Raw genomic sequence first — 23,543 nt, forward strand, 5'->3', positions numbered from 1 at the left:
GCACTCATTGCATCAACCCTTGAAATAGACGTTATCGAAACTTTCGTGAATGCCGATCGCGGTCGTCACGAGGTTCTGCAAGCGCTTGTCGTAGATTGTCGGGAACTCCAGCTCCACCAGCCACGCGATCGGCACGTCTTCCACAAGGATCTTCTGCATCTGGCTGTAAAGCGCCTGACGCTTTGCATCGACCGTCTCGCCGGCGGCCTGATCGGCCAGCCTGTCGACTTCTGGATTCGAATAACCCTCAGTGTTCGAGAACAGGATCTTGCGGATATTCGACGATACGTAGCTTCGGGTGACGCCAAGCGCAGGGTCGCCGAACTGATATAGCCAGTTGATGGTCATCTGGTAGTCCCAGTTCGCGATGCGCTGTGACCATCCGCCGGCATCCGTAGTCTGCAGCGTCACGGCGATGCCGACTTTGCCCAGCGACTCGCGCAGGAATTCGCAAGCACGGCTGACCATTTCGCCATACGGCGCAACTACCAAGCTGATCCGTGCGCGCACGCCGCTCGCGTCCGGCTTGAGACCCATCTCGTCGAGCAGCGCGGTCGCCTTGGCAAGTGAGTACTCGTACTTCTTGACGTTGGGCTCGTAGAACCGAGTGCGCGAATTGATCGGACCGGTAGCGACCCGGCCGAATCCGTAGAGAATTTTAGAGCGGATAAACTCACGGTCGATCGCGTACATGACTGCCTGTCGGAATCGTCTATCGTTCATCGGCGGGACACGGTTGTTCATCTCCAGCCACATGATCGGCGAGAAGTATTCGTAACCCTTGATCGTCATCGCCAGTTGCGGTTCGGCGGCCAGGCGGCGTGCGTCAAATAGTTCCAGATCTGTCCATTGGGTAAGCTGGACGTCGCCCTCTTCCAGCGCGAGCGCACGGGACGCACCGTCCGGGACGATGTGGTAAATAATCGCGTCGAGATACGGCTGGCCTTTCTTGAAGTAATCGTCGTTGCGTACGAGGCGGATATGCGAACCGCGGACCCATTCCTGGAATTTGAATGGTCCGGTACCGATCGGCTTGAGGTTGGCCGGGTTCTTGACCACGTCGGTGCCCGCGTAGATATGCTTCGGCATCACCGGCAAGTTGGCAATGTCGAACGCATTCAGGAACGGACCGAACGGCGCTTTCAGTTTGAAAACCACCGTGTTCGCATTGGGCGCGGTAATGGACGCGCAGCGGCCAAATATGTCGCGCGCACGCGGACTGGTTTGCGGTAGGAATTCTGTCGCTGTATAGACTACGTCATCCGCGCTGAAGGACTTGCCGTCGTGCCATTTGACGCCCTGAGCGAGATGGAACGTATAGGTCAGCGAGTCGGCGGAAACGTCCCACGACGTAGCGAGGCTCGGCAGCGGCTTGAGGTTGAAATCGTAGGTCAGCAAGCTGAGGAAAATTTTGCCGGCGACGGTTTGCGTCGGCGTCTGCTGATTGACAGCGATATTGAGCATCGGCGGCTCGGGCTGCAGGATCGAGTTGAGCGTTCCCCCGCGCGTCTGGCCCATCGCCCGCGTGATGCCCAATGGAAACTCGACGAGGCCCATTGCGGCGGCCGCGACCAGCAGCTTGTTGAAGTCTCGCTTCTTCATTCCTGCTCCTCTGTCAAAACGCTAATTGCTGTAAGAACCGCTTGCCGGCCAGTGCCGCCCGGATGATCAAAGACCGAATACCGAATCGTCAGCCGCAAGGGTATAAATCCGTTATTGCTCCGTCCAATACCGAAACAATTGGCTGACGATGCCTTTGTCTTATATGCTTGCCGTCATGAACCTGCGCCGTATCGAGTACTTCCTGACCGTCGTCGACACCGGGACCATCACCGCGGCTGCCGCCCAGTGCTTCATCGCACAGCCGGCGCTCAGCCGGCACGTGCAAACGCTCGAGGAAGAACTGGGCCTCAAGCTCTTCCATAACACCCGCAACCGGCTGCAACTCACGCCAGCGGGCCGCGAATTCGTGCCAATGGCACGCTCGCTGCTGACCATGGCGCGGCACGTCGACACCGCTGCCCGCGCGCTCGCCGGTGGCCAGGTGCGGCGCCTGCACGTGACGGCAACGCCCACCACGGTGCGCACGATCGTCGCCCCATTTCTCGCGACACTGCCCAGCACCGCGCCAATGATCCTCACGCATGAGGTCGATCATTTCCACGTCTACGACACCCTGCTCAATGGCAACGACTTGGTAATCTCGCCGGCGCCGTGCCCTAAGGATTTCGCTTTTCGCGTGCTGGGCCGGTTCCCGTTGCGCGCCTATGTATCGCCGGATCATGAGTGGGCACAACAACGCGTGACCCGCATCGGGCTCGCCGCTCTGCTTGCGCAGCCGCTGATCGCACACACCGCGCACAGCGTGAGCCGGCGCATGCTCGACATGGTCGTGGCCCAGCACGGGCTGCGCTACGACCGGCTCGAAGAATGCGATGACGGCCATACCATCCTCGCGCTCGCAGCAAGCGGACAAGGCGTCGCAATAACGACCGACCAGGCGCAGTTCGGTGCGTTCGGCGTCGACATCGAAGAGCCGGGCGGCGCCGACCCCGGCGGATCCGGGCGGCCCGAACTCGCACGACTCGCCGTGACGCTGTACGCCGCGTGGGATCCGGCACACTATGGCGCGAGCACCCTCGAGCAACTGGTGAGCGAGCTGCAGACCTATCTCGAACGCCGCTAGGCGTGCTGCCAGCAATGCCGCTCAGTAGCCACGGACACGGTCGACCGTGTTGAGCGGCGGTGTACCCGCGAAGACCTTACGCGCATTCGCCACGATCTGTTCCGCGATTACCTCCAGACGCGCCGCCGATGCCATGTGCGGCGTCACCACGACCCGTGGATCGCTCCACAGCGGGCTGTCGGCGGCCAACGGTTCTACGGGGAATACATCGAGCACCGCGCCGCGTAGCTGGCCGGCATCGAGCGCCGCGACTAGGTCGGACGCGACCAGGTGTTCACCACGTCCGCAGTTGATCAGCGCGGCGCCGCGCTTCATCAGCGCGAAGGTGGACTTGCCCAGGATGCCCCGCGTGAGCGGCGTCAGCGGCAACAGGCAGACCACGATGTCCCGATCAGCGAGGAACGCGGGCAGCTCTTCGATGCCGGCAAAGGTCGCGATGTCGCCGCCTTGCTTTTGGGTGCGTGACCATCCGCTGACGTCGAAGCCCAGTCCTCGCAGGAAGTTGGCCGCCGCGAGGCCCAGCACCCCGAGTCCCATTACGCCGACGCGCGTCTGCGCCGCGGCCCGCTGCTCGGGTGTGCGCCATTCGCGCAGGCGGCGTGAGGCCACGGCTTCATCGAAGCCACGGTGATAGTAAAGCGTCGCCCAGCCGACGTATTCGGCCATGCCCGGCGCCAGGTTCGGATCGATCACGCGACACACCGGCACCTCCGGCAGTTGCGGATCCGCCAGTATGCTGTCGACGCCGGCAGCCACTGAAGAGATCATCCGCAGGCGCGGGAATCCGCTTAGCACGCCGGACGGCGGATACCAGCACACGGCGGCACCGACGTCGTCGGGATCGAGGCCGGGCGCGGGCCAGACCTGGATGTCGAACTCAGGAGCGGTGCGCTGAAGAATCGATTGCAGACGCGAAAGGTCATGCGTCAAACTGCAAAGTAGGATCGTCGTCATGTTCAGGGAAACAGGGAAGAAATCCGGAGCGCGCAGACGCACTCAGGCCGCCATCTCGACGCACCGGGCTACACGCCGCCGGGCTCCAAACCACACCAGTCGGCAATGAACTGAGCGAATACGGTCGCTACGTTCACCATGCTTTCAATCGAAACGCATTCGTCGAAGCCATGCACGTTTTCCGCGATGGGTCCGTAGCAGGTCACCGGTACTTCAAGCATCTTCCTGAAGTGACGCGCGTCGGTGGTCGCGGTCAGCGCGATGCGACGAGCGGGCACGCCATTCACACGCGCATGCGCGTCGGCCAGCCGTTGCATCGCGGGCTCGTCCAGGTCGTATTCGCAGCCCGGCGCGTGAAATCCCTCGTAGCGAAATTCGACGCGAATGTCGTCCTGACTCAACGCGTCCAGAGCCGCTCGGACATGCGCTTCGACGAGCCGTTTCGCCTCGTCGATCGGCATGTCCGGATAGCAGGCCAGACGCAAGCCGAGCGTGCACGTGCTCGGCACCGACGAGTTCCAGTCGCCCGCATGCAACTGCCCGACATTGAAGTTGATCGGGTGATCGTGCTCGCGATACCGCGCGTGGCGATGCGCCAGCAAGTTCCATTCGCGCTCGAGAGCCTTGAGAGCGTCGATGATGCGCAGGCCCGCTTCCAGCGCGCTCACGCCGGTGCTCATATAGGCTGCGTGCGCGGGCTTGCCGGTAATGTCCAGGTATAACCAGAACACGCCAAGCTGAGCCTCGACCAAGGCTTCCCCGGTCGGCTCGGGAATCACGACCGCATCGAACGCGGTGAGTTTCGCCGCATCAATCGCCTGACGCAGCGCCGACACGGTGGCGAGCGTGCCGTTGCCGGTGCTCTCTTCTTCGAGCACGCCGTTGAAACCGACTACGCCAGCCGGCTGAACGCCGAGGATGCGCAACGCCCGGTAGGCGGAAAATGCGCATACGAGGCCTGCCTTCATGTCTCCCGCGCCGCGACCGAACAGCCATCCGTCGCGCAGTTCGCCGCTAAAAGGCGGACTGCTCCACAACGCTGCGGGACCAGCGGGCACCACGTCGAGGTGGCCATTGAACAACACTGAGCGACCGCCGCCGCGGGTTGGACGATGCGTGGCGAGTACGTTGTAGCGGCCGCCATCTGCGCAGCATGGCGGAGAAAAGAGCGGCTCCTCCCTGAGCAGGGCCGTACGCAGCACGATGCGCTCGGAAGCAAGTCCAAGCTCCCCAAGGACATCTTCGATGAATTCCGCTGCCGGCGTTTCCTCGCCGGACAAGCTCCGCACTGAAACGAACCGTGCCAGCGTATCGGTCATATATGGGATCGTCGCGCGCACCGCAGCGACGATCTGTGCGGCTGAGATAGCGACGGATGCCGGCATCGGCAAATCGGACGGCGTGAGTGCCACGGGTTCTCCTTGTAGTCGTTGACCTCGTCGCACGGCAGCGCTGCCACGACCTGTCCGGAAGCGGCACCACGCATGCCAGGCGACGACACGGCGCAAGAGTATAAATGCGGGTCAATAGTGTCCAATGCCAAAACAATTGGCCGACGATGCCGTTACCTTATACGGATTGAAGAATGCGTTCGGGGCGACTTGCGGCGAGATCGGAGAACATCCATCGATTGTGGAAGCCGTTACGACGGTAGTCAAAATGGACGTTCGTACAACGGCGTAGAACATCGGCGCTACTGTCGGCTTGGAGGAAGACTATTTCCTGCAGAAACGATAGCCAAGCGCTGGGATCATTGTTCTACCCTGCTGAGGGGAGTCCGCATCCGGTGGCTGGCGTGGCTGGACATAGCAGCAATGCCCGTCGAGTGTGTGATGTACGGCGCGAAGGGATCCATTTTCCTTGTGGTTATATTGTTGACTCTCATCGCAAAACAATAAAACATCCTACTTCCCGGATTGGCGGCTGCCGAATCGTCAACGCCACCCGCATGCCGTTCAGACGGCGTTTGAGTAACAAAGAAAACGGATAGTTATCGACAGAGCTCAACCAGACCGTTTTTGGCCTGCGAAAACGGTCCCGCAGCGAAAACTTGGAGCGACGCGTCAGAACCGATGCCGGATGCCCAGGCTGACGATGGTCTGGTTGCCACCGCTCGAAGGCGTTGCCGTGAACAGCGTAGCCTGGACGTCGCCGCCATGCACGTGCTCATAGTTGAGCAGGGCATAGAGGTCAGTTCGCTTCGAGAGGAAATAGTCAGCCGAGACCATGTATTGCCCCCAGCGGGTTTCATTCAGCTTCGAGTAGGCGTAGCCGCCGAGCACCGATACCGCCGGCGTCAGCCAATAGGTAACGCCTCCCTCCCAGGTGCTCAGCACGGCGGTTGAATTACCGCCCTTCATGTCGGTGAGCGAATACACGCCATGCAGCAACGCGGGACCGAACTTGTAGCTGCCTCCTGCCGCGAAAGTCGAAATCCGGTTGAGCGCAACCGTTCCGCTTTGTGGCGTGCCGAACAGGTCGGGTACGCCGATCGTCGCGGCCGGCGTGATGGTCGTATTGTTCACGCTCGTGTACGCGGCGGCGAGATTCAGATTGTCGCTGCTGTATGAGATGCCGTAACTTTGCGCGCTGCCTGCCGCCAGATGGCCGGGCTGGCCGCCCGGCGCGTAGAGCACGCCCACCTTCAACCCGTCGAACGTCGGGGTCTGGTAGGCAATGACGTTATTGAGCCGTTCCCCTCCGAGGCGATCGTAATCTCCCAAATGGAAACCGTACGTACCGGCGTTGAACAGGTTGGTCATCGAGTACAGGTAGATCAGGAAGTCGTATTGCCGTCCCAACGTGATCGTGCCGGCGGGCGTCGTGAGTCCGACGAAAGCCTGGCGTCCGAACTCCAGGCCGCCCTGACCGAATGCCCCGTTGTTCAGCGCGAAGCCATTTTCCAACGTAAAGATGGCCTGGTAGCCGCCGCCCAGGTCTTCCGTACCCTTGATGCCCCAGCGGCTGCCCTGCACGTTGCCGGACGTTTGCGTGAAAGCGCTGTGGCCGCCTTCATTGCTCACGTAGTTGAGGCTTTCGTCGATCAAACCGTACAGCGTCACATTGCTTTGCGCGTAGGCGGTGCCCATGCTGACCAGCGAGCATGCGATGGCAGCCAACGACAGCAACGCCGCCTTGATGGAAGTTTTCATTATTCGTCTCCAGAAAATTATTCTTGTAGCCATAAAATCAATATATTAATAGTAATACTAATCAATTAAATTAAACTAAAAATTTGTTTCGTCAGCTGCCTTAGTCCGCAAAGCAAACCTACCTCAATCCAGTAGCCCGATGGATAACATGAGTATGTGGAGATCTCGTCTACGGCCCGATATAGAGACATTGATTCGCATCGGAGGTGCATGTAATTCTCATCAATTTGTAAACTATTGCCGACCGCGCGTTCGCATGGGCCAAGCGCTTTCTCACTCTGCGGTAAGAGTTCGATCTTCGAGCAAAGCACCGCTGAGTGATCAACCCATTTTTCCGTTTTCAGTCATTCTTTTCTTAAGGTTGCGCAAGCTCAATGGACGAATCATGCATCGCAAGGCGACTTATCCCACCGAGAGTCCAACCGCTTGAACTGCTTCCCTCCCCCTATCCAAGCAATTGAAGCGTCGTTCCATAGGCCTTGTAAGACCTACAGCGTCGCAATGGCTTACTGCTACGGCCTTCTGCGGCACAACATCCAACTGCGATCGCAAGACAGCACTGGCACAGAGATATCCTCCGCACAATCATTTTCTGACGGACGTATGCTGCCCATGCAAAAAGCTATCCGATTGGTCTTTTGGCAGTCAGTACGGCGAGCGAGCCAGTAACAAGCAAAAGACCGGCTATCACGAAGGCCCAGTTATAAGTACCCGTTGATGCGATGACGTAGCCGGTCACTATCGGAGCCATGAGACCGAATCCGTTGGCGCCGATAGTCAGGATCGCCATCGCTTTGCCCTGATTGGACTCGCTAGACACAAGATCGGTCAAAAGCGAGAAGTTCAGGCCAACCGCTGTCGCCACCGCCGCTAGTGAAATACTGATGATGGCCAGCACTAGCCATAGCGGTTCGACGAATGGAATGAGCAGAACGATAGACGCACTGATGATGCTGGCTGCCGACAGCCAGCGGCGCTTTCCCGAAGCTGCGGTCTTTTCATTCAAAGTGCGATCACTCAGACGGGAAACGGTCAATCCGATGACAATGGCCGCCACGTAGGGCACAGAAGTGTAAAGGCCCATTTCCCTGATGGAAATATTCCGGGTTGCCTGGAGATAAGATGGCAACCAGGACAGAAACAAATACTGCGCGTAGACCGCAGTGCCTTGAGCCACGAACACGCCCCACATCGAACTCGACGAAAGAATCGCCGTGAACTGGCTAAGCGTCGTTGTAGCGCCGCCGGTGGGTTCTGTTGGTGCAAGGGACTCGGGAACGGTTCTGTCAGGGGAGTGAGAAGCAGCATTTCGATAGAACAACAGCCAAAACGCCAGCCAGATTATGCCGGTCAACCCGCTGACCGCAAATGTGCCGCGCCATCCTATCCACGCCATCAACGCGGCCAGGCTTACAGCACCGATCGCAGGTCCTGCATAGAAACCGCTGTTATACAAGGCGAAGGCAAGGCCCCGTCCCCTGACAGGCACCCAATCCCGGATAACCCGGCTCACGCCGGGCGTGCCGGCTGCTTCGCCACCGCCGAGAGCCAGGCGAGAGCAAAGCAGCAACGGGAAACTAGCGGCCATACCCGTGCCGACGGTGGCAAGCGACCATACCGCGACGCCAACAGATATCGGAAGCTTGGCACCCACCCGGTCGATCCACACGCCGAAGGGCACGACACATAAAACATAACCCCACAAAAATGACGAAAAGAGATACCCCATGGCCACTGGCGACAAGCCAAATTCCGTCGCGATTGGATGTGCAGCTACCGATACAACGACCCTGTCGATATAACTTAATGAAGCCAAGAGAAAAATCAGAATATAAATGGATATTCGGTAGGAGACTTTCGTCCCTACTTCTGTGCTGTATGTAGGTTCCAAGGTCTTGGCTGTCATATCTCCTCCAGTTTGTTAGTGGCGACTATTGTCTGCGCGCACGGCGTGGCCCACGGCGCGATGTCGTTTATAAAATTAAGGACTAGAAAGCGTCTGCAAGGACAGATCGCCTAAGGATGGTTTCTTTGGCATGCCGGCCAATCCTTCGCGTGAGTAAACTATCGGGCGACGGTCGGCCCGGCAGTGAGATATCGCTCGAGCAAGGAAAGATTCGGATCGCATCCCAAACCATGGCCTTCCGGAAGAGACAGCCAACCATTTTGCGGCCGAATCCACGGATCGAACGGACTTGGCTCCATATCCATCCACAATACTTCGATCGGCGGGGCCCGCAGTCGAGAGGCCGCAATGTGAAGCGTCGCCAGAAACCCTGGTCCAAAATAGGGGCTATGGGGCACGACTTCGACACCGGACCTTTTAGCCGCCTCAATGACGGCAAGCATGGCGGTAATCCCGCCAATCTTCGTTACGCTCGGTTGCACGACATCCACGGCGCCCGCGTCGAACATGCGTTGAAAATCGCTCAGCAGCGTGCAGTTCTCCCCTGCAGCAACCCGCACGCCTAGCTTGCGAACTTCAGCCAACGCATGAAAGTCTTCCGGTGGCCAAACCGGTTCCTCGAGCCACAACAGTCCGTCCTGAGCGAGCGAACGAGCGACAGAGACGGCATCTGTTCCCGACCATTGACAGTTTGTGTCGAGGATGATCTCTGCCTGTCCGCCGCAGGCCTTGTGCGCCGCCAGCAGCGATTCTCGAGAAATTTCGTGAAGCTTGACGGTACGATAGCCAGCTTCGCAGGCCGCCGCGGTGTTCTTGGCAACCAGCTTGCTATCGCCATACCAGATCAAGCTGGCGTAGGCAGGCAACCGGGTGTGCTTAAGGCCCCCCAGTAATTCATAAAGCGGCTTCTTTTCACGCTTTGCCGCAATGTCCCAAAGTGCTATATCGATCCCGGAGAGGGCGTAGATGAAGGGCCCGCTCCTGCCAAGCAGATGCAATTTTTTCGCTGTCTGAGCGATCAAGGAGCCAATATCGGTAGTGTCGGCACCGATCAGAAGCGGCGCCACCACGCTGTCGAGCGCCGCCTTGGTACTCGGGATGGCGACATGCCCGAACGCCTCGCCCCACCCGATCAGGCCATCTTCCGTCGTAATCTTGACCAACAAGGTGTCCAGCGTCGTCCACGGTCGGCCGGCGAACATGTTCTGTTGACCGTCCACCGAAAATGGTACCGCCACAACCATGGTTTCTATCGAGGTAATTTTCATCAACGGCTCTCCAGTCGAAGGACCTGCCGGTCTCTTCCAGGCTTACAATGTGTTGCCAGACAGCGGTTCAGGGGCAATGATGGCTTATGGGCATCACGAATATTCCGGCCTGCTTGGAGAAAATACATCGATGTTGATGACCGGTTCGTCCCCGATCACCTCGGCCCAATGTTCAACGTTCGGTGGTACCACTAGAAGCTCTTCCGCACCCAGCAGGTAGACGGCGTCGCCAACGTGAAAACGCACATTTCCGCTGACGATGTAAACGATCTGCTCGTGGGGATGCGAATGGGGACGCGGCTCATGCCCGGGCAACAGCCTGTTCAAGGCAATCGTCGCTCCGTTGCCCGAGAATCCTTTACGCTCGACGCCTTCGCGTACTTTCGTCCACGGAGCGAGATTCCAATTAATTCGTTGAATGTCCAACGGGATTCTCCCTTAGTCGTTTATCTCGTAACTTACGATTGCCCTTGCTTGAATAGCCGGTCGAAAGCGCTCTACGACGTGCTCTTCGTGCTCTTTGCTCGAGAGATAGGCTCTAAGAGCCGATTCATTTTCAAACTCTACTGAGAACGCGTATTCGAAGGTGTTATCTCTTTCGCTGATGTTTCTTCCGAAAGAAAAATTGCGCATTGAGGAGAAGGTTTTCGGGAACGATTTATACTCGGCGATGAGAGCTTTCCTAACCTCATCGTCCAAGTCACTTCTGAACCGAAACATCACGGTATGCTTTATCATCATGATCCTCTGGATTGCTGATTGATTCGGCCTTGCGCTTTCCGCCGCTAGCTGTTCAGGCGGCGGAGATCGGATTGGAGAGCGTACCCACGCCCTCGATTTCGATCTCGCAGATATCACCAGGTTGCATGAATACCGGAGGCTTGCGCGCGTAGCCTACACCCGCTGGCGTTCCGGTGATGATTACGTCGCCAGGCTCCAGCGTCATTGCGTCCGACAGAAGCGCGATAGTGCGGGGAATGCTGAAGATCATGTCGGCGGTATTGCCATCTTGCATGGTCTTGCCGTTCAGGCGCGTCAAGACACGCAGGCCATGAGCACCGATCGGCAATTCGTCCGCCGTGACCAGATCGGGACCGAAACCGCCGGTGGCGTCAAAGTTTTTGCCGACGGTCCACTGCGTGGATTTACGCTGATAGTCACGTATGGTGCCGTCGTTGAAGCAAGCATATCCCGCTATGCATGTCAGGGCATCACCCTCGGATACATTCTTCGCCTTACGGCCGATTACGATCGCCAGTTCAGCCTCGTAATCCAGCTTGTCGGAATTGGCCGGACGCAGGATTGGCTGACCGTGCCCGACCAGAGACGATGTCGCACGCAGAAAGACTGCCGGGTAGTCGGGAATCGGATTGCCGCCTTCCTTCGCATGGTCGGCGTAATTCAGGCCCAGGCAAATCACTTTGCCGGGCTGAGGAATAGGAGGCAGCAGATGCAACGCGTCCAAAGGATAAATCTGTCCGAGAGCCCCCGTACCGTCCCTGATAAGCTCAAGAGGTGAACGGATCGCCGGGTCGGTGATCACCCTGACTTGATTGCCATTGCGCAGGCCGATGCGGTGCTGCCCGTCTTGTAAGAAAGAAACAATACGCATGTGATTTCTCGAAAAAATGTTTAGCACGAGCATTTTTGCCGATAAAATCGTGAAACACAAGTTTTTTGTCGATAAAACAGGAACGCCATGGATGCTAACCTCGATCAACCTGCTCACACTCTCGCGCGCCGTACAGCCGACCTCCTGCGGCGAGACATCCTAGGGGCGACCCTCGCACCTGGCAGCCGATTAGGAATGGAGGAATTGCGGACACGCTACGGTGCCGGCGCGTCCCCGCTACGCGAGGCGCTGAGCCAGCTCGCGGCCGAGGGGCTCGTGCTTCGGGTCGACCAACGCGGCTTCCGCGTAGCCGCAGCCGATCCGGCTGAGCTGCGCGATCTCATAGCGACACGATGCCTGGCGGAAACGGCGGCTATCCGAGAGTCCGTTTCCTGTGGCGATACCGCGTGGGAGGAGCGGTTGCTGGTTGCCCATCATCGGATGTCTCAGTCGGCGCGCTCCGAGGAAGCCGGTAGATTCGTATCGAATCCTGTATGGGAAAACCACCATCGTGCCTTTCACATCGCCTTGATCGAAGCCTGTGGCGCGCGAGCGCTGATTGAGTTCTGCGGCGAATTGCATGACCGGGCGATGCGTTTTCGTCTGCTGTCAAATACGGTCGCCTGGCCTCAGCGTGACGTGGCAGCCGAACATGCGGAAATACTTAGCGCGGCCCTTGACCGACGCGGCGACGACGCCGCGATGCTGCTGGCCGCGCACTATCGCCGTACCGGCGCGTTCGTCGAATCCGCGCTCGAGACGGCTCCTGCATGCCAGTCACAGCGGCGCCCCGCTGCGACTGGCATGCAATCAAAATAACGGCATGGTCGAGCCCGGAACCGAATGGTGGCAAGCTGGAGAACGTCGCGGCGATGGCAATCCACGCGTCGACGCGCACAACGCAACTGTATGACCGGCGTTGCGAAATGTCCCCCAAAGATCTGACCTATGCTGCATGCCGGACTGTTGGCCCCAATGAGACGGACAATCAATTGACGCGCGCAACCCCAGCCCGAAGGGCACCGCATCAGCTCGTCAAGAATAGGCCCAGAACCATGGCGATGCGCTCGCCGCTAGCGAACTCGGACCAGAGTCGTGCACGTCGTCGCTCAATTAACAAGTTATCGTTTGTGGCCGTTCACCGCATCCTTGAACGCCTTACCGGCGCTGAATTTCTCAGTCTTCGCAGCCGGGATCTTTAATTCTTCATCGGTCGCCGGATTGAGACCGTTGCGCACCGCTCGCGCACCTACGCCGAACGAGCCACATCCAATCGATTGGACGGTGTCGCCTTTCACGAGCGCAGTGGTGATCGTCCCGATCACTGCATCGACCGCTTCTCCGGTTGCCGACTTGTTCGTTCCAGTCGACGACGCGATGGCATCAATCAACTCTTGGGCGGACCTGTGAAGTCCCGTCGCACATGAACCTGACGATAGCGCAGGGCCACACTCGATGGGTTTACTTCCCTTTGTAACAACCGGGGCTGCCGTTGTTTACCGGCAACGCTGGGCATTCAGCTCGCATAGCGGTACGGCCTTGCCGGATGGCGGCGCACGGCTTCAATGTCGATGCTCTCGAGCAGCCAGTGCAACTGTTCGGTCATCAACTCGATCACCGCCTGCTGTCGACGTGGCCAGACGAAGCGGTCCTCCTCGAGGCGCCGCGGCATCAGCCGGAAGCCAGCGCGATCGAAGAACAGCAACTTGATCGGGTTACGCGACCAAGTCTCATAGTGCTTCTCTCCCATTAAAATTCAGGCAGTCTCAACGTCTTTACGCCTTGTAGAGCCTTGAAGTTGCGGGGTCGTCGCTCAATCGCGCCTCGCCCCCCTATCTGCACGGCCTCTGAGTCTAGCGATGCCACTGGTGTCTGCCACGGGGCACACGGCATGAGCTGCAAGACGGGCATGATGCCTTCATCAATGAGGCGGTGAACGGAGCCAACGCAGTTCTGCAGCCGCCGGACTGCTTCCTCGACGCTAATCGTTTCGCTGCCTCTTGACGCCGGATCGAAGGCTGCAATTCCCAGCCGCTCGCGCAGTTCCCGTACCCCGCACAGTTGTTCAGGTCTTGCCGTCGGGCGATTTACACCGCATCAGGTTCATAGCCACGGTCAGGTCACGATCTTGCCATTTGCCACCGAGTTTTCGCATGACCTCCACCGACCCGTGCTAGGACTGTGCATCGGCATCCGGGTAACGACCGGCACGTATCCGTGCAGTACGCACTTGAGCGTGTCGCCCTCCTGTCCAATGGATTGCAAGCACGGCCTCATTGGACGAGTTATCCAGATCAATTACCACTTTCTGGATAAGAACCCGTGTTATCCGTTGCCTGGTTCTCGGAGTGGCGCCCGAAGCATTCCACGCAGTCGGCAAGTCGTGCGCGAGTAACATTAGTCGCTCACGATCGATTCCCGGACGGGCAAAGACCTTCGCATCAAGGCGTTCGATACGAATCTGAAGCTCGGCGACGCGCTCAAGAGTGCATTCCATCATGCCTTCAGTTCACGTCCCACCAGGCGCTTGCTTGGATCGACGGCCTCGTAGCGTCGTTCCGCCAGCGAAGCTTCATCGCGTGCTTCTTCCGCCTTGTGCATCAGTGCCTTTCGGACTTCATCGTCTACATGGGACTGCGTTTCGCCCGCTCGTATCGCTGCTTCTACCGCGTATGCCGCAAACCACCTCCAGCAGTTGAGTCTTACGGTCCTTGTCAACAGGTGCGCCGCCAATTCCAATGCAAAGTCCAGCACCAACGTGACTACCATCCCCGCGGCAGTGGTAGCGGTGAGCCTGCCCCGATCTCATGCCATAGAAGATCCGCATCATCCGGCCACATCGACAACATCGTACCAAGCCTCCCAACAACGCACGGCCACGTCGAGCAGACTTGCGGGACACGCGCTTTTGCATATGTACATTCTACGCAATCATCTTCTGATTTTCCTCGAATTCATTGCAGGTGACATAGCCCGGATGATGGCCTTCCAGCAAGACATTCCACGATTGCATGGGCTTGCTGCGTGGACTACCTTTTCTTGGCCGCCCGTCAACCACATGCGTCTGTGAACTCTTCCTGCCGAATACATAGGCTCCAGCGTAAACAGGATGCTGCAGTAGCTTGATAACGCTGTGATAAGCGGAGTGATTCCCACGCAATTCGATTGCCAACGGCGCTTTGCCTCACAGCGGGAATTGAACTTTTTCCAGCTTGGCCCATAGAAATACCTGCCGAGCGCTTGCCAACTCGCGAAACCGCCGAAACACGAGACGGATTGTTTCCGTAACGCGTTCATCCGGGTCCAGCTCGATGCGCCCCAACTCATTCCAGCAGTATCCCGGCGGCAATGCGAAACGGAGCTCTCCTCGCGCAGTAGGCTGAGCTCGTACTCCGACATCGATCCGTTCAGTCCTAATAGAAGGCGATCGTTCGTCAGCCGCAGATCGTGGGCACCATCGGGATCGACAATCAAGGTACCTGTCAATGCACACAGATTGACCAGGTGATGCCAGTCCCGGCCGTTGCGCGTGAGCCGTGACGCCTCAATACAGAACACCGCACAGACCGTACTGCTGCATATTGCAGCCACAAGTTTTTGAAACCCGGGCCGCTTCGTAAGCCCTGATCCCGAACGACCCAGGTCATCGTCGATCACAGTAACGTTGGCGAAACCGGCTTTGCGCGCGGACTCGGCAAGATCATACTGATGGCGCTTGTTCTCTGTGGCCATGAACCTTGCCAAGCGTCGACTGGCGGATGGTTACGACGGCGCCGCGACTCAGATACCCGGAACTGATTTTAGAATTTATCTCCGGCGCCTGAGCCACATTCTCCATCGGCATCCTCAGAGCTTCCAGAAGCAGGTCGGCGACGGCCTATACCAGCTCTTCGTGCGATGACGCCGGGAGGAGGAGCACCTGTTCTTCCCGTTCTAGCAAAGAACCAGTTGTTTCTTGGAATCAGCGGCGATGGGCTCATCTGAAGTGCCTTCCTTTTCTCGGCGATGACCACAGGAGGAACAGGCAATCGTCTCGGGATCGATTTTTGAGTCGCTAGCGATAAAGTCCTCTGACCCACAAGCGTCGCATTCAACGATAAAGCCGTAGAACTGCTGGCGGCAGCACTGGCAAGTGAGTTGGTGAAGTTCTCCTGCAGCCAGCAGTTCCCAGTCATCGTGAGTCGGAACGCCGCATTTAGGGCAAACAAGCCCCAGTTCGGAAATTACGTTTGTCATGATTCGAAAGCTTTTTGAAAAAACAATCGCGTTACGACAGTAAACGTCTGGTGATTACATTAGCACCGTATGCGTAGGTCTGCTCGAAGGTGATCAGCGGGGTACCCAACAACCAGTATCGATGGGTCGTTCCCCCAATTCGCCGCCGACCGCCATGCAGACATCTGCAAGCGCTTGTACAGCGCTCGGCGCGATCACATGTTTCAGTCCGATGGCGGGGGCAGTTGCGGGCAGGCGAGCGCTCGCAGCACGGCCACGAGCGAGGCAGCGGACGAGAAGGCAGCAGACGATGATGGCTCGGATGGTGATTCAGAAGGGGAGCCTGAACGGCGCCGGCATTCTTACATCCCTGGCAAGAGACTGCTGCGTTTGCCGCAGGATTTGGACATGATCGGCTTTAGCAAACCGATGGTGCACAAGATGATGAATCTGGAGCGTTTCCGCAACCGCGGAAAATACACCACGCTACAGTTTTGGGTCGAGTCAGAAGTGCAAAACTGGATTAAGGAAATCGTAACCCCCTAATCCAGCCGGCTAAAAACCGGGTATCGTTTCAGTTCGTCGACGACCAAACCCATACCAGCAAGGGACTACGCGCTGAGTGTAGCCATGTCGATCACGAAGCGATATTTCACATCGCTTTTGATCATGCGTTCGTACGCCTTGTCGATCTCGTCCATGCGGATCATCTCGATGTCCGACGTGATGCCATGCTTGCCGCAAAAATCGAGCATTTCCTGCGTTTCCGCGATACCGCCGATCAACGAGCCAGCCAGCGCACGGCGCTTGAAAATCAGGTTGCCGACAGATGGCGACGGATGCGCATGCTCCGGCACGCCGACGAGCGTCATTGTTCCGTCACGCTTGAGCAGCGCGGTGAACTGGTCGAGGTCGTGCGAGGCGGCGACGGTGTTGAGAATGAAGTCGAACGAGTTGACGTGTTCAGCCATCTGTTCCGGATCTTTCGAGATCACGACTTCATGCGCGCCAAGCCGCTTCGCGTCCTCGACCTTACCGGCCGACGTCGTGAACAGCACCACATGCGCGCCGAACGCCGCCGCGAGCTTCACGCCCATATGACCGAGCCCGCCCAGCCCGACAATCCCGACCTTCTGCCCGGCCTGGACATTCCAGTGACGCAGCGGCGAATAGGTGGTGATCCCCGCGCACAACAACGGCGCAACGGCGGCAAGTTCAAGGTTCTCGGGAACAAGCAGCGTAAAAGCTTCGTCCACGACGATCGACTTGGAATAACCGCCGTACGTCACGCCACCCGTGTGTTTATCGGGCCCGTTGTAGGTGCCGACAAAACCACTGCCTTCACAATACTGCTCGAGGCCTTCCTTGCAAGACGGGCAAGTCCGGCACGAATCCACCATGCAGCCGACACCCGCCAGCGTGCCCACCTTGAACTTCGTGACTTCAGAGCCGACTTCAGTCACCCGGCCGACAATTTCGTGTCCCGGCACGTTCGGGTACACCGTACCCGCCCATTCGCCGCGCGCGGTGTGCAGGTCCGAATGGCACACGCCGCAATACAGGATCTCGATGCGGACATCGTGCGGACCGGTGTCCCGGCGATCGAAGGCAAAAGGAGCAAACGGCGTACTGGCTGAGTGCGCGGCATAGCCATAGGTCTTGTACATGGTGTGGTCCTTGAAATGATTCGTTGGTTCGTTATGTGTTCGTTGCTTGTTCGTCGATACCGGGGGCGCTCGCTGTCTGTTCAAAAACCGCGAACATCCGCGTCGGCAGGCAACCCTGGCAACTTGCGTCACAACGGCAGGTCGGTAGGCAACAAGTTTGCAGGAAGGCTCTTGGGCTTGACGACGTCTGGAACCGCGTCAAAACCCCGCGTCAAAACCTGACCCAGCTTCACGTGTATCGACATTGCCCGATTGTGCGGTTGCACAATCGCAGATGCGCCTGAGTGCGCGCTGCCGGGCTTCGTTTGCGAATCTGAATCTGAAACCGAACGCCCGGGAGATGCGAGCGCCCCTTCACAGAACAGTATGCGAATTCTGGGCCAACCGCTCAATGGAAATATTGCGATTTCACAATTCCAATTAATGGAATGTCGTGTTGCAGCAGTTACAGCAATTTGCGGATCGATATCAGGACGTTATTTGCAGAAGCGAGCCCCCTGTTTGCGCACCGCTTGATCGTGATCAAACCGGATCACGCATCATCATGCCTGGATCAATGCGACGCAACATAAATGGAATTGGGTCCGGCCTGAGGAACAGCGAAGGTCTTTTTCATCCGGTCCGCCTCTTCTATCGGACTACGCCCGAACAGGCGCTTGAACTCGCGGCTGAACTGCGACGAACTTTCATATCCCACCTGCGCGCACGCAACCGCCGCGGTCACGTCGTTTCTCACCATTAAAAGGCGCGCCTGATGAAGCCGCGTCGACTTCAGATATTGCATCGGCGAGGTATTGGTGACCGCTTTGAAGTGCGAATGAAATGACGGCACGCTCATGCTCGCCTCCAAAGCAAGCCGTTCGACGTCCAGTGGTTCGCGAAATGAAATATGGATCTTTCGGAGCGCCTTCGCGATCTTGCCGAAATGCCCTTGTCGCGTGAGTGCTGCGCGCATCGACCCGCCCTGCTCGCCTGTCAGCACGCGATAGTAGATTTCACGCACGAGGCCGGGTCCGAGAATCCCAGCCTCCAGGGGCAAACTCATCGTCTCCAGAAAGCGTAGTACCGATGCAGCCAGCCGGGCGTCGAGCGGAGTCGACATCATCCCTTTGGGCTTCGCTGGAACCCCGCCCGCCCGTTCGTCGAGCTGCAGCATCAAGTCAGCCGCAACGTTGAAGTCGAGGCGAAAGTAGATGGCCAGCATGGGCTCGGCTTCGCTTGCTTCGGTTTCCATCGAAAACGGCACCGGCACCGACACCGCAAGATAGTGCTGCGCGTCATAAACATAGACGTCGTCGCCGAGAAATCCGCGCTTGGTGCCCTGGCAGACGATCACAATACCCGGGTCGTACAGCACGGGGGTCCGGCTCAACGGACGGTTCGACCGCAGGAACCGCACGTCGGGCAGCGCGGTCAGGTTGTATCCCTCCGCAGGCGCCAACACCTCCAGCAACGCGGCCATGCGTTGCTGCGCTGTAGTCCGGTCATCGGGTTCATCGCGTTCAGGGGTCACGTCCGGTCTCGTCAGATTTTGCGGCCAGCTTGCAATGTGCCACTTGCCAGCGCCGAAATCCACCGGCTCATAGGATTAGGCAAACACAACAGATGAACCGGCATTCGCGTTCCGGCGCGACGCTCCTAACATGCGGCCATTGCTGAGGTCGCGCGTGTCATGCGTCATTGGAGATGCATCGCGACGCTCAGCCTGTCCACGACCACCGACAAGGAGTGCAGCACCATGAACCCCATCCAGGGCAAGAAGACGTTCCTCATTACCGGCGTGAGCTCGGGTTTCGGCCGCGCGTTCGCGGAAGCCGCGTTGAATGCCGGCCACGTCGTCGCGGGTACGATGCGCCGCGAAGCCGACATACACACATTCGAGGCGCTCGCAGCCGGCCGTGCACACGCGATTGTGCTCGACGTGACCGATTTCGCGGCTATCGGCCCGGCTGTCACGACGATAACGGAAAAAATCGGCTCTATCGATGTGCTGGTCAACAATGCAGGATACGGCCACGAGGGCGTGCTTGAGGAGTCGCCGCTGGAAGACCTGCGCCGTCAGTTCGACGTCAACGTATTCGGCGCCGTCGCGATGATCAAAGCCGTGCTTCCCGCCATGCGCGAACGCCGGTCGGGTCACATCATCAACATCACGTCGATGGGCGGCTTCGTCACCATGCCGGGGATTGCTTACTACTGCGGCAGCAAGTTCGCGCTCGAAGGCATCTCTGAAACGCTGGCGAAAGAAGTGGCGGGTTTCGGCATCAAGGTAACCGCCGTTGCACCCGGCTCTTTCCGCACGGACTGGGCTGGCCGCTCGATGGTGCGCGCGGGCCGCAGCATCGCGGATTACGATGCGCTGTTCACCCCGATCCGTCAGGCGCGAGAGGCGAAAAGCGGCAAGCAGGCCGGTGACCCGGTCAAGGCGGCCCGCGTGCTGCTGGAGGTGATTGCGGCAGAACATCCGCCAGTACATCTGCTGCTCGGCACCGACGCGCTCAGCCTGGTCAGGGACAAATTGGCGGCCCTCGGCAGCGAGATTGAAACGTGGGAAAAGGTATCGCGCTCGACGGACTTCTCGTGACGCCTTCATGATCCGATAGCCACGAAAACCCCTACTGCAGCCCGTTGTGATTGTGAAAACCGGGCTGCCGCTCTCGTGTACGATGGACTTCACGTCGAGCCCCTCGGCCAAGCCGAGCGTTACAGGCAACGCCATGCCGCGAGCACGCTGCAATAGCCCGCGCTTGAGCCGGATTTGCGCGCCGATTCGATGAATCCGGAAGCTACCCGTACCAAAGCTCGTTGAGCGGAATCGTATTTCCAACCCCGGCTTATTCGTACACTATTCGCCCACACACGATGAGGTTCCGATGACCCGTACTGTCGCCGAAAAACGCGCCGCCTTTCGCGCGCTTCACCAGCAAGGTTGTTTCGTGTTGCCCAACCCTTGGGATGCAGGCAGCGCGCGGATGCTGCAGCATCTCGGCTTTGCCGCGCTGGCATCGACCAGTTCGGGCTTCGCGTGGTCTACAGGCCGGCCCGACTACGCGGTGACCTGCGCCGATGTCCTGCAGCATCTGGGCGCCCTCTGCGAGGCGGTGGACCTGCCGGTCAACGCCGATTTCGAGTCCGGGTTCGCCTCCGACCCGGCGACGCTCGCGGCCAACGTGAGCCTCGCGATCCAGACGGGCGTGGCGGGTTTATCGATTGAAGATCGCGACGTGGAAGCGCCGTTCGGACTCTACGACACCGCTCTCTCGGTCGAGCGCGTTCGTGCGGCCCGTGCGGCGATCGACCGGTCGGGCGACGACGTCATCCTGGTCGCGCGCACGGAAGGCCTGCTAAGCGATCCAACCGCGCTCAGCCAGTCCATCGACAAACTCGTGGCCTTCGCAGCCGCTGGTGCGGACTGTTTGTATGCGCCGGGCGTGGTCGATAAGGCCGACATAGCGGTCATGGTTCGTGCCGTGGCGCCCAAGCCGCTCAACGTACTGATGATGCGGCCCGGCATGAGCGTTGCCGAACTGGCCGACCTTGGCGTGCGGCGAATCAGTGTTGGCGGAGGGTTGGCGCGGGTTGCGTGGCAGGCCATGCTGACGGCCGCCGAGCAAATGAAGGCCGGCTCTTTCGATGGCCTCGCTGGCGCCGCATCCAGCAAGCAATTGAACGATGTCTTCGGCGGATTCGCCTGAGTCTGAACCTGAGCCTGAGCGCTCGGCGCGAGCGCGGTCATTTCGTCAACTGTGCCTGCAGCGCAGGGACATTCATGCATCGGGATCGATCGTACAGCGACTCTGCAGCAGTCCCTTGCGCTGTTTCGGCTCGACAACATGTGTGTGGCCGAAAGTGGTTGGCAAGCGCTATAAGCGCCTGATAATATTGGGACATGGATAGCCGCCCGGCTCCATGTCAATCAACTTTCATTTCTCAAAGGGAGGCGAAAAGATGCTCGCATTCAATACCGTCGTCCCTTACATGGCGCGCCGGCCAGTTTAAGCCGCCGTCCGCGCGGGCACAGCAGCCCGCGCCATGTCCAGACAGTCCATTTCAGTTCGCCCGCACATGCGGGCGTGCTGTGGCTGTCGCTCTCATTTTCTTTCGACCGGATAGCCTCGTCGCGCTTGGGCGCTACGGGCTGTGGCAAATGGCTTACACAAAAAAACTCGACTTCGGCGGACGGGCGTTCAAAGACGTTCTTGGTTTCACTGTGGTTCACTGGGGCAAACAACCGTGGCGCATCGTAGCCATTGTCGTGCTCGCGCTGCTGTCGGCACTGGCCGACGTCCTCACGCCGCTCTTCGCAGGCCGGCTCGTGGATGCACTCGCCGCGGGCGCGTCCGGCAAGGAGCTGGCATGGCGCGCGGCCACGACGGCGTTCGGCATCCTGGCTTGCCTTGGGTTGGCAGGCACGCTGCTGCGTCAGCTCGTTTTCATGAACATCATCGTGTTGACGCTCAGGATGATGAGCGAGATTGCCGCGAACGCGTTTCATCGCGTGCAACGGTTTTCCTCTGACTGGCACGGCAACAGCTTCGCCGGTTCGACCGTGCGCAAGATCACGCGCGGCATGTGGGCGCTCGACCTGCTCAACGACACGTTGCTCATCGCCCTGCTCCCGTCACTCGTCATGCTGGTCGGCGCGACCGTGCTGCTCGGCATGCACTGGGCCGTCATGGGCGTGGTCGTGGGCCTCGGGTCGCTGCTCTACATCGCGGTGACGGTCGGCCTGTCGCTTGGCTTTGTCGCACCGGCCGCTCGTTTGGGCAACGCGTGGGACACCCGCATGGGCGGTGCACTGGCAGATGCGGTGAGTTGCAACACGGTCGTCAAGGCCTTCGGTGCGGAAACGCGCGAGGAAGCGCGGCTTGCCCGCGTGATCGGCAAGTGGCGTCACCGGACGCGGCGCACATGGGCGCGCGGCACGATCAACGGCGGTGTGCAGGGCGGCATGCTGGTGGTCATGCAGGCGGCAATCCTGGGTGCTGCGCTGTTGCTGTGGGAAGCCGGCAAGGCCAGCGTGGGCGACATCACGTTCACGCTGACCATGTTCTTCATGTTGCAGGGTTATCTGCGCGAAGTCGGCATGCACGTACGCAATCTGCAGCGCTCGGTCAACGACATGGAAGAGCTGGTATCGCTTGAAGGTCAGCCGCTCGGCGTGGAAGACAAGCCCGACGCCGGGCCGATCGCGATCCGTGAAGGCGAGATCCGCTTCGAGCATGTGACCTTCAGCTACGACGGCCACACGAAGCCGCTCTATGAGGACTTCTCGGTGTGGATTGCGCCGGGAGAGCGCGTAGGGTTGATCGGGCATTCGGGGTCCGGCAAGACCACGTTGATCAAGCTGATCCAGCGGCTGTACGACGTCTCGGGCGGCAGGATCATGATCGACGGGCAGAACATTGCCGATGTCAGCCAAGCGTCGCTGCGCGGCCAGATCGCGATCGTCCAGCAGGAGCCGGTGCTGTTCCATCGCTCGCTCGCGGAGAACATTGCGTACGCCCGGCCCGGTGCTACGCGTGCGGAAATCGAGCGGGCCGCACGGCAGGCCAGCGCCCACGATTTCATCGCGGCGCTGCCTCAGGGTTATGAAACGCTCGTGGGTGAGCGCGGCATCAAGTTGTCGGGTGGCGAACGCCAGCGTGTGGCGATTGCCCGGGCATTCCTCGCGGATGCGCCCATTCTGATCCTGGACGAAGCAACGTCGAGCCTCGACAGCGAGAGCGAAGTGCTGATCCAGCAGGCAATGGAGCGGCTGATGGTCGGCCGTACCACGCTGGTGATTGCTCACCGGCTTTCAACGGTGCGGGCGCTGGACAGGCTGCTGGTGCTCGACAAAGGCAGGATTGCTGAAGAAGGCAGCCACGAGAAGCTGATCCAGCTCCATAACGGCTTGTACCGGCGGTTGTTCGAACGGCAGGCGCTCGGGTTGACGACCGATCGTGCGGACCCGGCCGGTGCAGTAAAAACCGGCCATCCAGCAGGTGGTTATGCCACCGATCCGATGACGACCGGGAGATGATGCGACGGTCCGGGTAGACCCCGGACCGTTGTATCAAAGTCCGGGGCATTGCAAACGC

At 59.2% G+C, this 23,543-nt stretch carries 21 protein-coding genes and 1 pseudogene; 6 read left to right on the plus strand and 16 right to left on the minus strand.

What is annotated here, in order from left to right; translation table 11 throughout:
* Nucleotides 1–12: 12 nt before the first annotated feature.
* Nucleotides 13–1,602, minus strand: coding sequence for an ABC transporter substrate-binding protein (locus tag ACSQ36_RS32125; protein WP_436185170.1), 1,590 nt, complete (start codon nucleotides 1,600–1,602; stop codon nucleotides 13–15).
* Nucleotides 1,603–1,765: 163 nt separating this feature from the next.
* Between ACSQ36_RS32125 and ACSQ36_RS32130 the strand changes: the two genes are divergently transcribed.
* Nucleotides 1,766–2,686: a LysR family transcriptional regulator gene (locus ACSQ36_RS32130; protein WP_436185171.1), complete on the plus strand. Its 921-nt coding sequence runs from the start codon at nucleotides 1,766–1,768 to the stop codon at nucleotides 2,684–2,686.
* Between the two features lie 21 nt (nucleotides 2,687–2,707).
* On the opposite strand, the gene ACSQ36_RS32135 is transcribed toward ACSQ36_RS32130, so the two are convergent.
* The 8 genes from ACSQ36_RS32135 to ACSQ36_RS32170 all read right to left on the minus strand — a co-directional run bounded on the left by ACSQ36_RS32135 (nucleotide 2,708) and on the right by ACSQ36_RS32170 (nucleotide 11,578).
* A complete protein-coding gene (locus ACSQ36_RS32135) occupies nucleotides 2,708–3,640 on the minus strand; it encodes a 2-hydroxyacid dehydrogenase (RefSeq protein WP_436185172.1) in 933 nt (310 codons plus the stop codon).
* Between the two features lie 68 nt (nucleotides 3,641–3,708).
* Nucleotides 3,709–5,025 carry an ArgE/DapE family deacylase gene (locus ACSQ36_RS32140; protein WP_436186431.1) on the minus strand — a complete coding sequence of 439 codons (1,317 nt, stop codon included), beginning with the start codon at nucleotides 5,023–5,025 and terminating at the stop codon, nucleotides 3,709–3,711.
* A gap of 678 nt (nucleotides 5,026–5,703) precedes the next feature.
* Nucleotides 5,704–6,792 carry a porin gene (locus tag ACSQ36_RS32145; RefSeq protein ID WP_436185173.1) on the minus strand — a complete coding sequence of 363 codons (1,089 nt, stop codon included), beginning with the start codon at nucleotides 6,790–6,792 and terminating at the stop codon, nucleotides 5,704–5,706.
* Nucleotides 6,793–7,414: 622 nt separating this feature from the next.
* Nucleotides 7,415–8,698, minus strand: a complete 1,284-nt coding sequence (locus ACSQ36_RS32150) for an MFS transporter (protein ID WP_436185174.1) — start codon at nucleotides 8,696–8,698, stop codon at nucleotides 7,415–7,417.
* A gap of 158 nt (nucleotides 8,699–8,856) precedes the next feature.
* Nucleotides 8,857–9,966, minus strand: a complete 1,110-nt coding sequence (locus ACSQ36_RS32155; RefSeq protein ID WP_436185175.1) for a mandelate racemase/muconate lactonizing enzyme family protein — start codon at nucleotides 9,964–9,966, stop codon at nucleotides 8,857–8,859.
* Between the two features lie 93 nt (nucleotides 9,967–10,059).
* Nucleotides 10,060–10,392 (minus strand): cupin domain-containing protein, encoded by a 333-nt coding sequence (locus tag ACSQ36_RS32160; protein WP_436185176.1) that lies wholly within the window; start codon nucleotides 10,390–10,392, stop codon nucleotides 10,060–10,062.
* A gap of 12 nt (nucleotides 10,393–10,404) precedes the next feature.
* Nucleotides 10,405–10,707, minus strand: coding sequence for a Dabb family protein (locus ACSQ36_RS32165; protein WP_436185177.1), 303 nt, complete (start codon nucleotides 10,705–10,707; stop codon nucleotides 10,405–10,407).
* Between the two features lie 52 nt (nucleotides 10,708–10,759).
* Nucleotides 10,760–11,578 carry a fumarylacetoacetate hydrolase family protein gene (locus ACSQ36_RS32170; protein ID WP_436185178.1) on the minus strand — a complete coding sequence of 273 codons (819 nt, stop codon included), beginning with the start codon at nucleotides 11,576–11,578 and terminating at the stop codon, nucleotides 10,760–10,762.
* Between the two features lie 87 nt (nucleotides 11,579–11,665).
* Here ACSQ36_RS32170 and ACSQ36_RS32175 point away from each other — a divergent pair, with 87 nt between their 5' ends.
* Nucleotides 11,666–12,397, plus strand: coding sequence for a GntR family transcriptional regulator (locus tag ACSQ36_RS32175; RefSeq protein ID WP_436185179.1), 732 nt, complete (start codon nucleotides 11,666–11,668; stop codon nucleotides 12,395–12,397).
* 302 nt (nucleotides 12,398–12,699) lie between these two features.
* Here ACSQ36_RS32175 and ACSQ36_RS32180 read toward each other — a convergent pair whose 3' ends face one another.
* The 5 genes and pseudogenes from ACSQ36_RS32180 to ACSQ36_RS32200 form a co-directional block, all read right to left on the minus strand.
* Nucleotides 12,700–12,969, minus strand: coding sequence for an HU family DNA-binding protein (locus ACSQ36_RS32180; RefSeq protein WP_436185180.1), 270 nt, complete (start codon nucleotides 12,967–12,969; stop codon nucleotides 12,700–12,702).
* 125 nt (nucleotides 12,970–13,094) lie between these two features.
* Nucleotides 13,095–13,328 carry an IS66 family insertion sequence element accessory protein TnpB gene (gene tnpB / locus ACSQ36_RS32185; protein ID WP_436185181.1) on the minus strand — a complete coding sequence of 78 codons (234 nt, stop codon included), beginning with the start codon at nucleotides 13,326–13,328 and terminating at the stop codon, nucleotides 13,095–13,097.
* Between the two features lie 1,173 nt (nucleotides 13,329–14,501).
* Nucleotides 14,502–14,750 (minus strand): recombinase family protein, encoded by a 249-nt coding sequence (locus tag ACSQ36_RS32190; RefSeq protein WP_436186432.1) that lies wholly within the window; start codon nucleotides 14,748–14,750, stop codon nucleotides 14,502–14,504.
* Nucleotides 14,751–14,947: 197 nt separating this feature from the next.
* Nucleotides 14,948–15,310, minus strand: a pseudogene (locus ACSQ36_RS32195) (recombinase family protein); the annotation flags it as partial.
* 201 nt (nucleotides 15,311–15,511) lie between these two features.
* Nucleotides 15,512–15,814, minus strand: a complete 303-nt coding sequence (locus tag ACSQ36_RS32200) for a hypothetical protein (protein WP_436185182.1) — start codon at nucleotides 15,812–15,814, stop codon at nucleotides 15,512–15,514.
* Between the two features lie 198 nt (nucleotides 15,815–16,012).
* Between ACSQ36_RS32200 and ACSQ36_RS32205 the strand changes: the two genes are divergently transcribed.
* A complete protein-coding gene (locus ACSQ36_RS32205) occupies nucleotides 16,013–16,339 on the plus strand; it encodes a helix-turn-helix transcriptional regulator (protein WP_436185183.1) in 327 nt (108 codons plus the stop codon).
* Between the two features lie 65 nt (nucleotides 16,340–16,404).
* On the opposite strand, the gene ACSQ36_RS32210 is transcribed toward ACSQ36_RS32205, so the two are convergent.
* Together ACSQ36_RS32210 and ACSQ36_RS32215 are read right to left on the minus strand one after the other, a co-directional pair.
* Nucleotides 16,405–17,460: an NAD(P)-dependent alcohol dehydrogenase gene (locus tag ACSQ36_RS32210; protein WP_436185184.1), complete on the minus strand. Its 1,056-nt coding sequence runs from the start codon at nucleotides 17,458–17,460 to the stop codon at nucleotides 16,405–16,407.
* A 553-nt stretch (nucleotides 17,461–18,013) separates the two neighbouring features.
* On the minus strand, nucleotides 18,014–18,922 hold the full coding sequence (locus ACSQ36_RS32215; protein ID WP_436186433.1) for an AraC family transcriptional regulator: 909 nt from the start codon (nucleotides 18,920–18,922) through the stop codon (nucleotides 18,014–18,016).
* Nucleotides 18,923–19,198: 276 nt separating this feature from the next.
* Between ACSQ36_RS32215 and ACSQ36_RS32220 the strand changes: the two genes are divergently transcribed.
* From ACSQ36_RS32220 to ACSQ36_RS32230, 3 genes are all read left to right on the plus strand, one after another.
* The gene (locus ACSQ36_RS32220; RefSeq protein WP_436185185.1) at nucleotides 19,199–20,044 is read left to right on the plus strand and encodes an oxidoreductase; all 846 of its coding nucleotides are present in this window, start codon (nucleotides 19,199–19,201) and stop codon (nucleotides 20,042–20,044) included.
* Between the two features lie 289 nt (nucleotides 20,045–20,333).
* A complete protein-coding gene (locus tag ACSQ36_RS32225) occupies nucleotides 20,334–21,155 on the plus strand; it encodes an isocitrate lyase/PEP mutase family protein (RefSeq protein WP_213763733.1) in 822 nt (273 codons plus the stop codon).
* Nucleotides 21,156–21,607: 452 nt separating this feature from the next.
* The gene (locus tag ACSQ36_RS32230) at nucleotides 21,608–23,485 is read left to right on the plus strand and encodes an ABC transporter ATP-binding protein (protein WP_436185186.1); all 1,878 of its coding nucleotides are present in this window, start codon (nucleotides 21,608–21,610) and stop codon (nucleotides 23,483–23,485) included.
* Nucleotides 23,486–23,543 lie beyond the last annotated feature (58 nt).

The sequence above is a fragment of the Caballeronia sp. LjRoot34 genome, from assembly GCF_964253815.1.
Classification (GTDB): domain Bacteria; phylum Pseudomonadota; class Gammaproteobacteria; order Burkholderiales; family Burkholderiaceae; genus Caballeronia.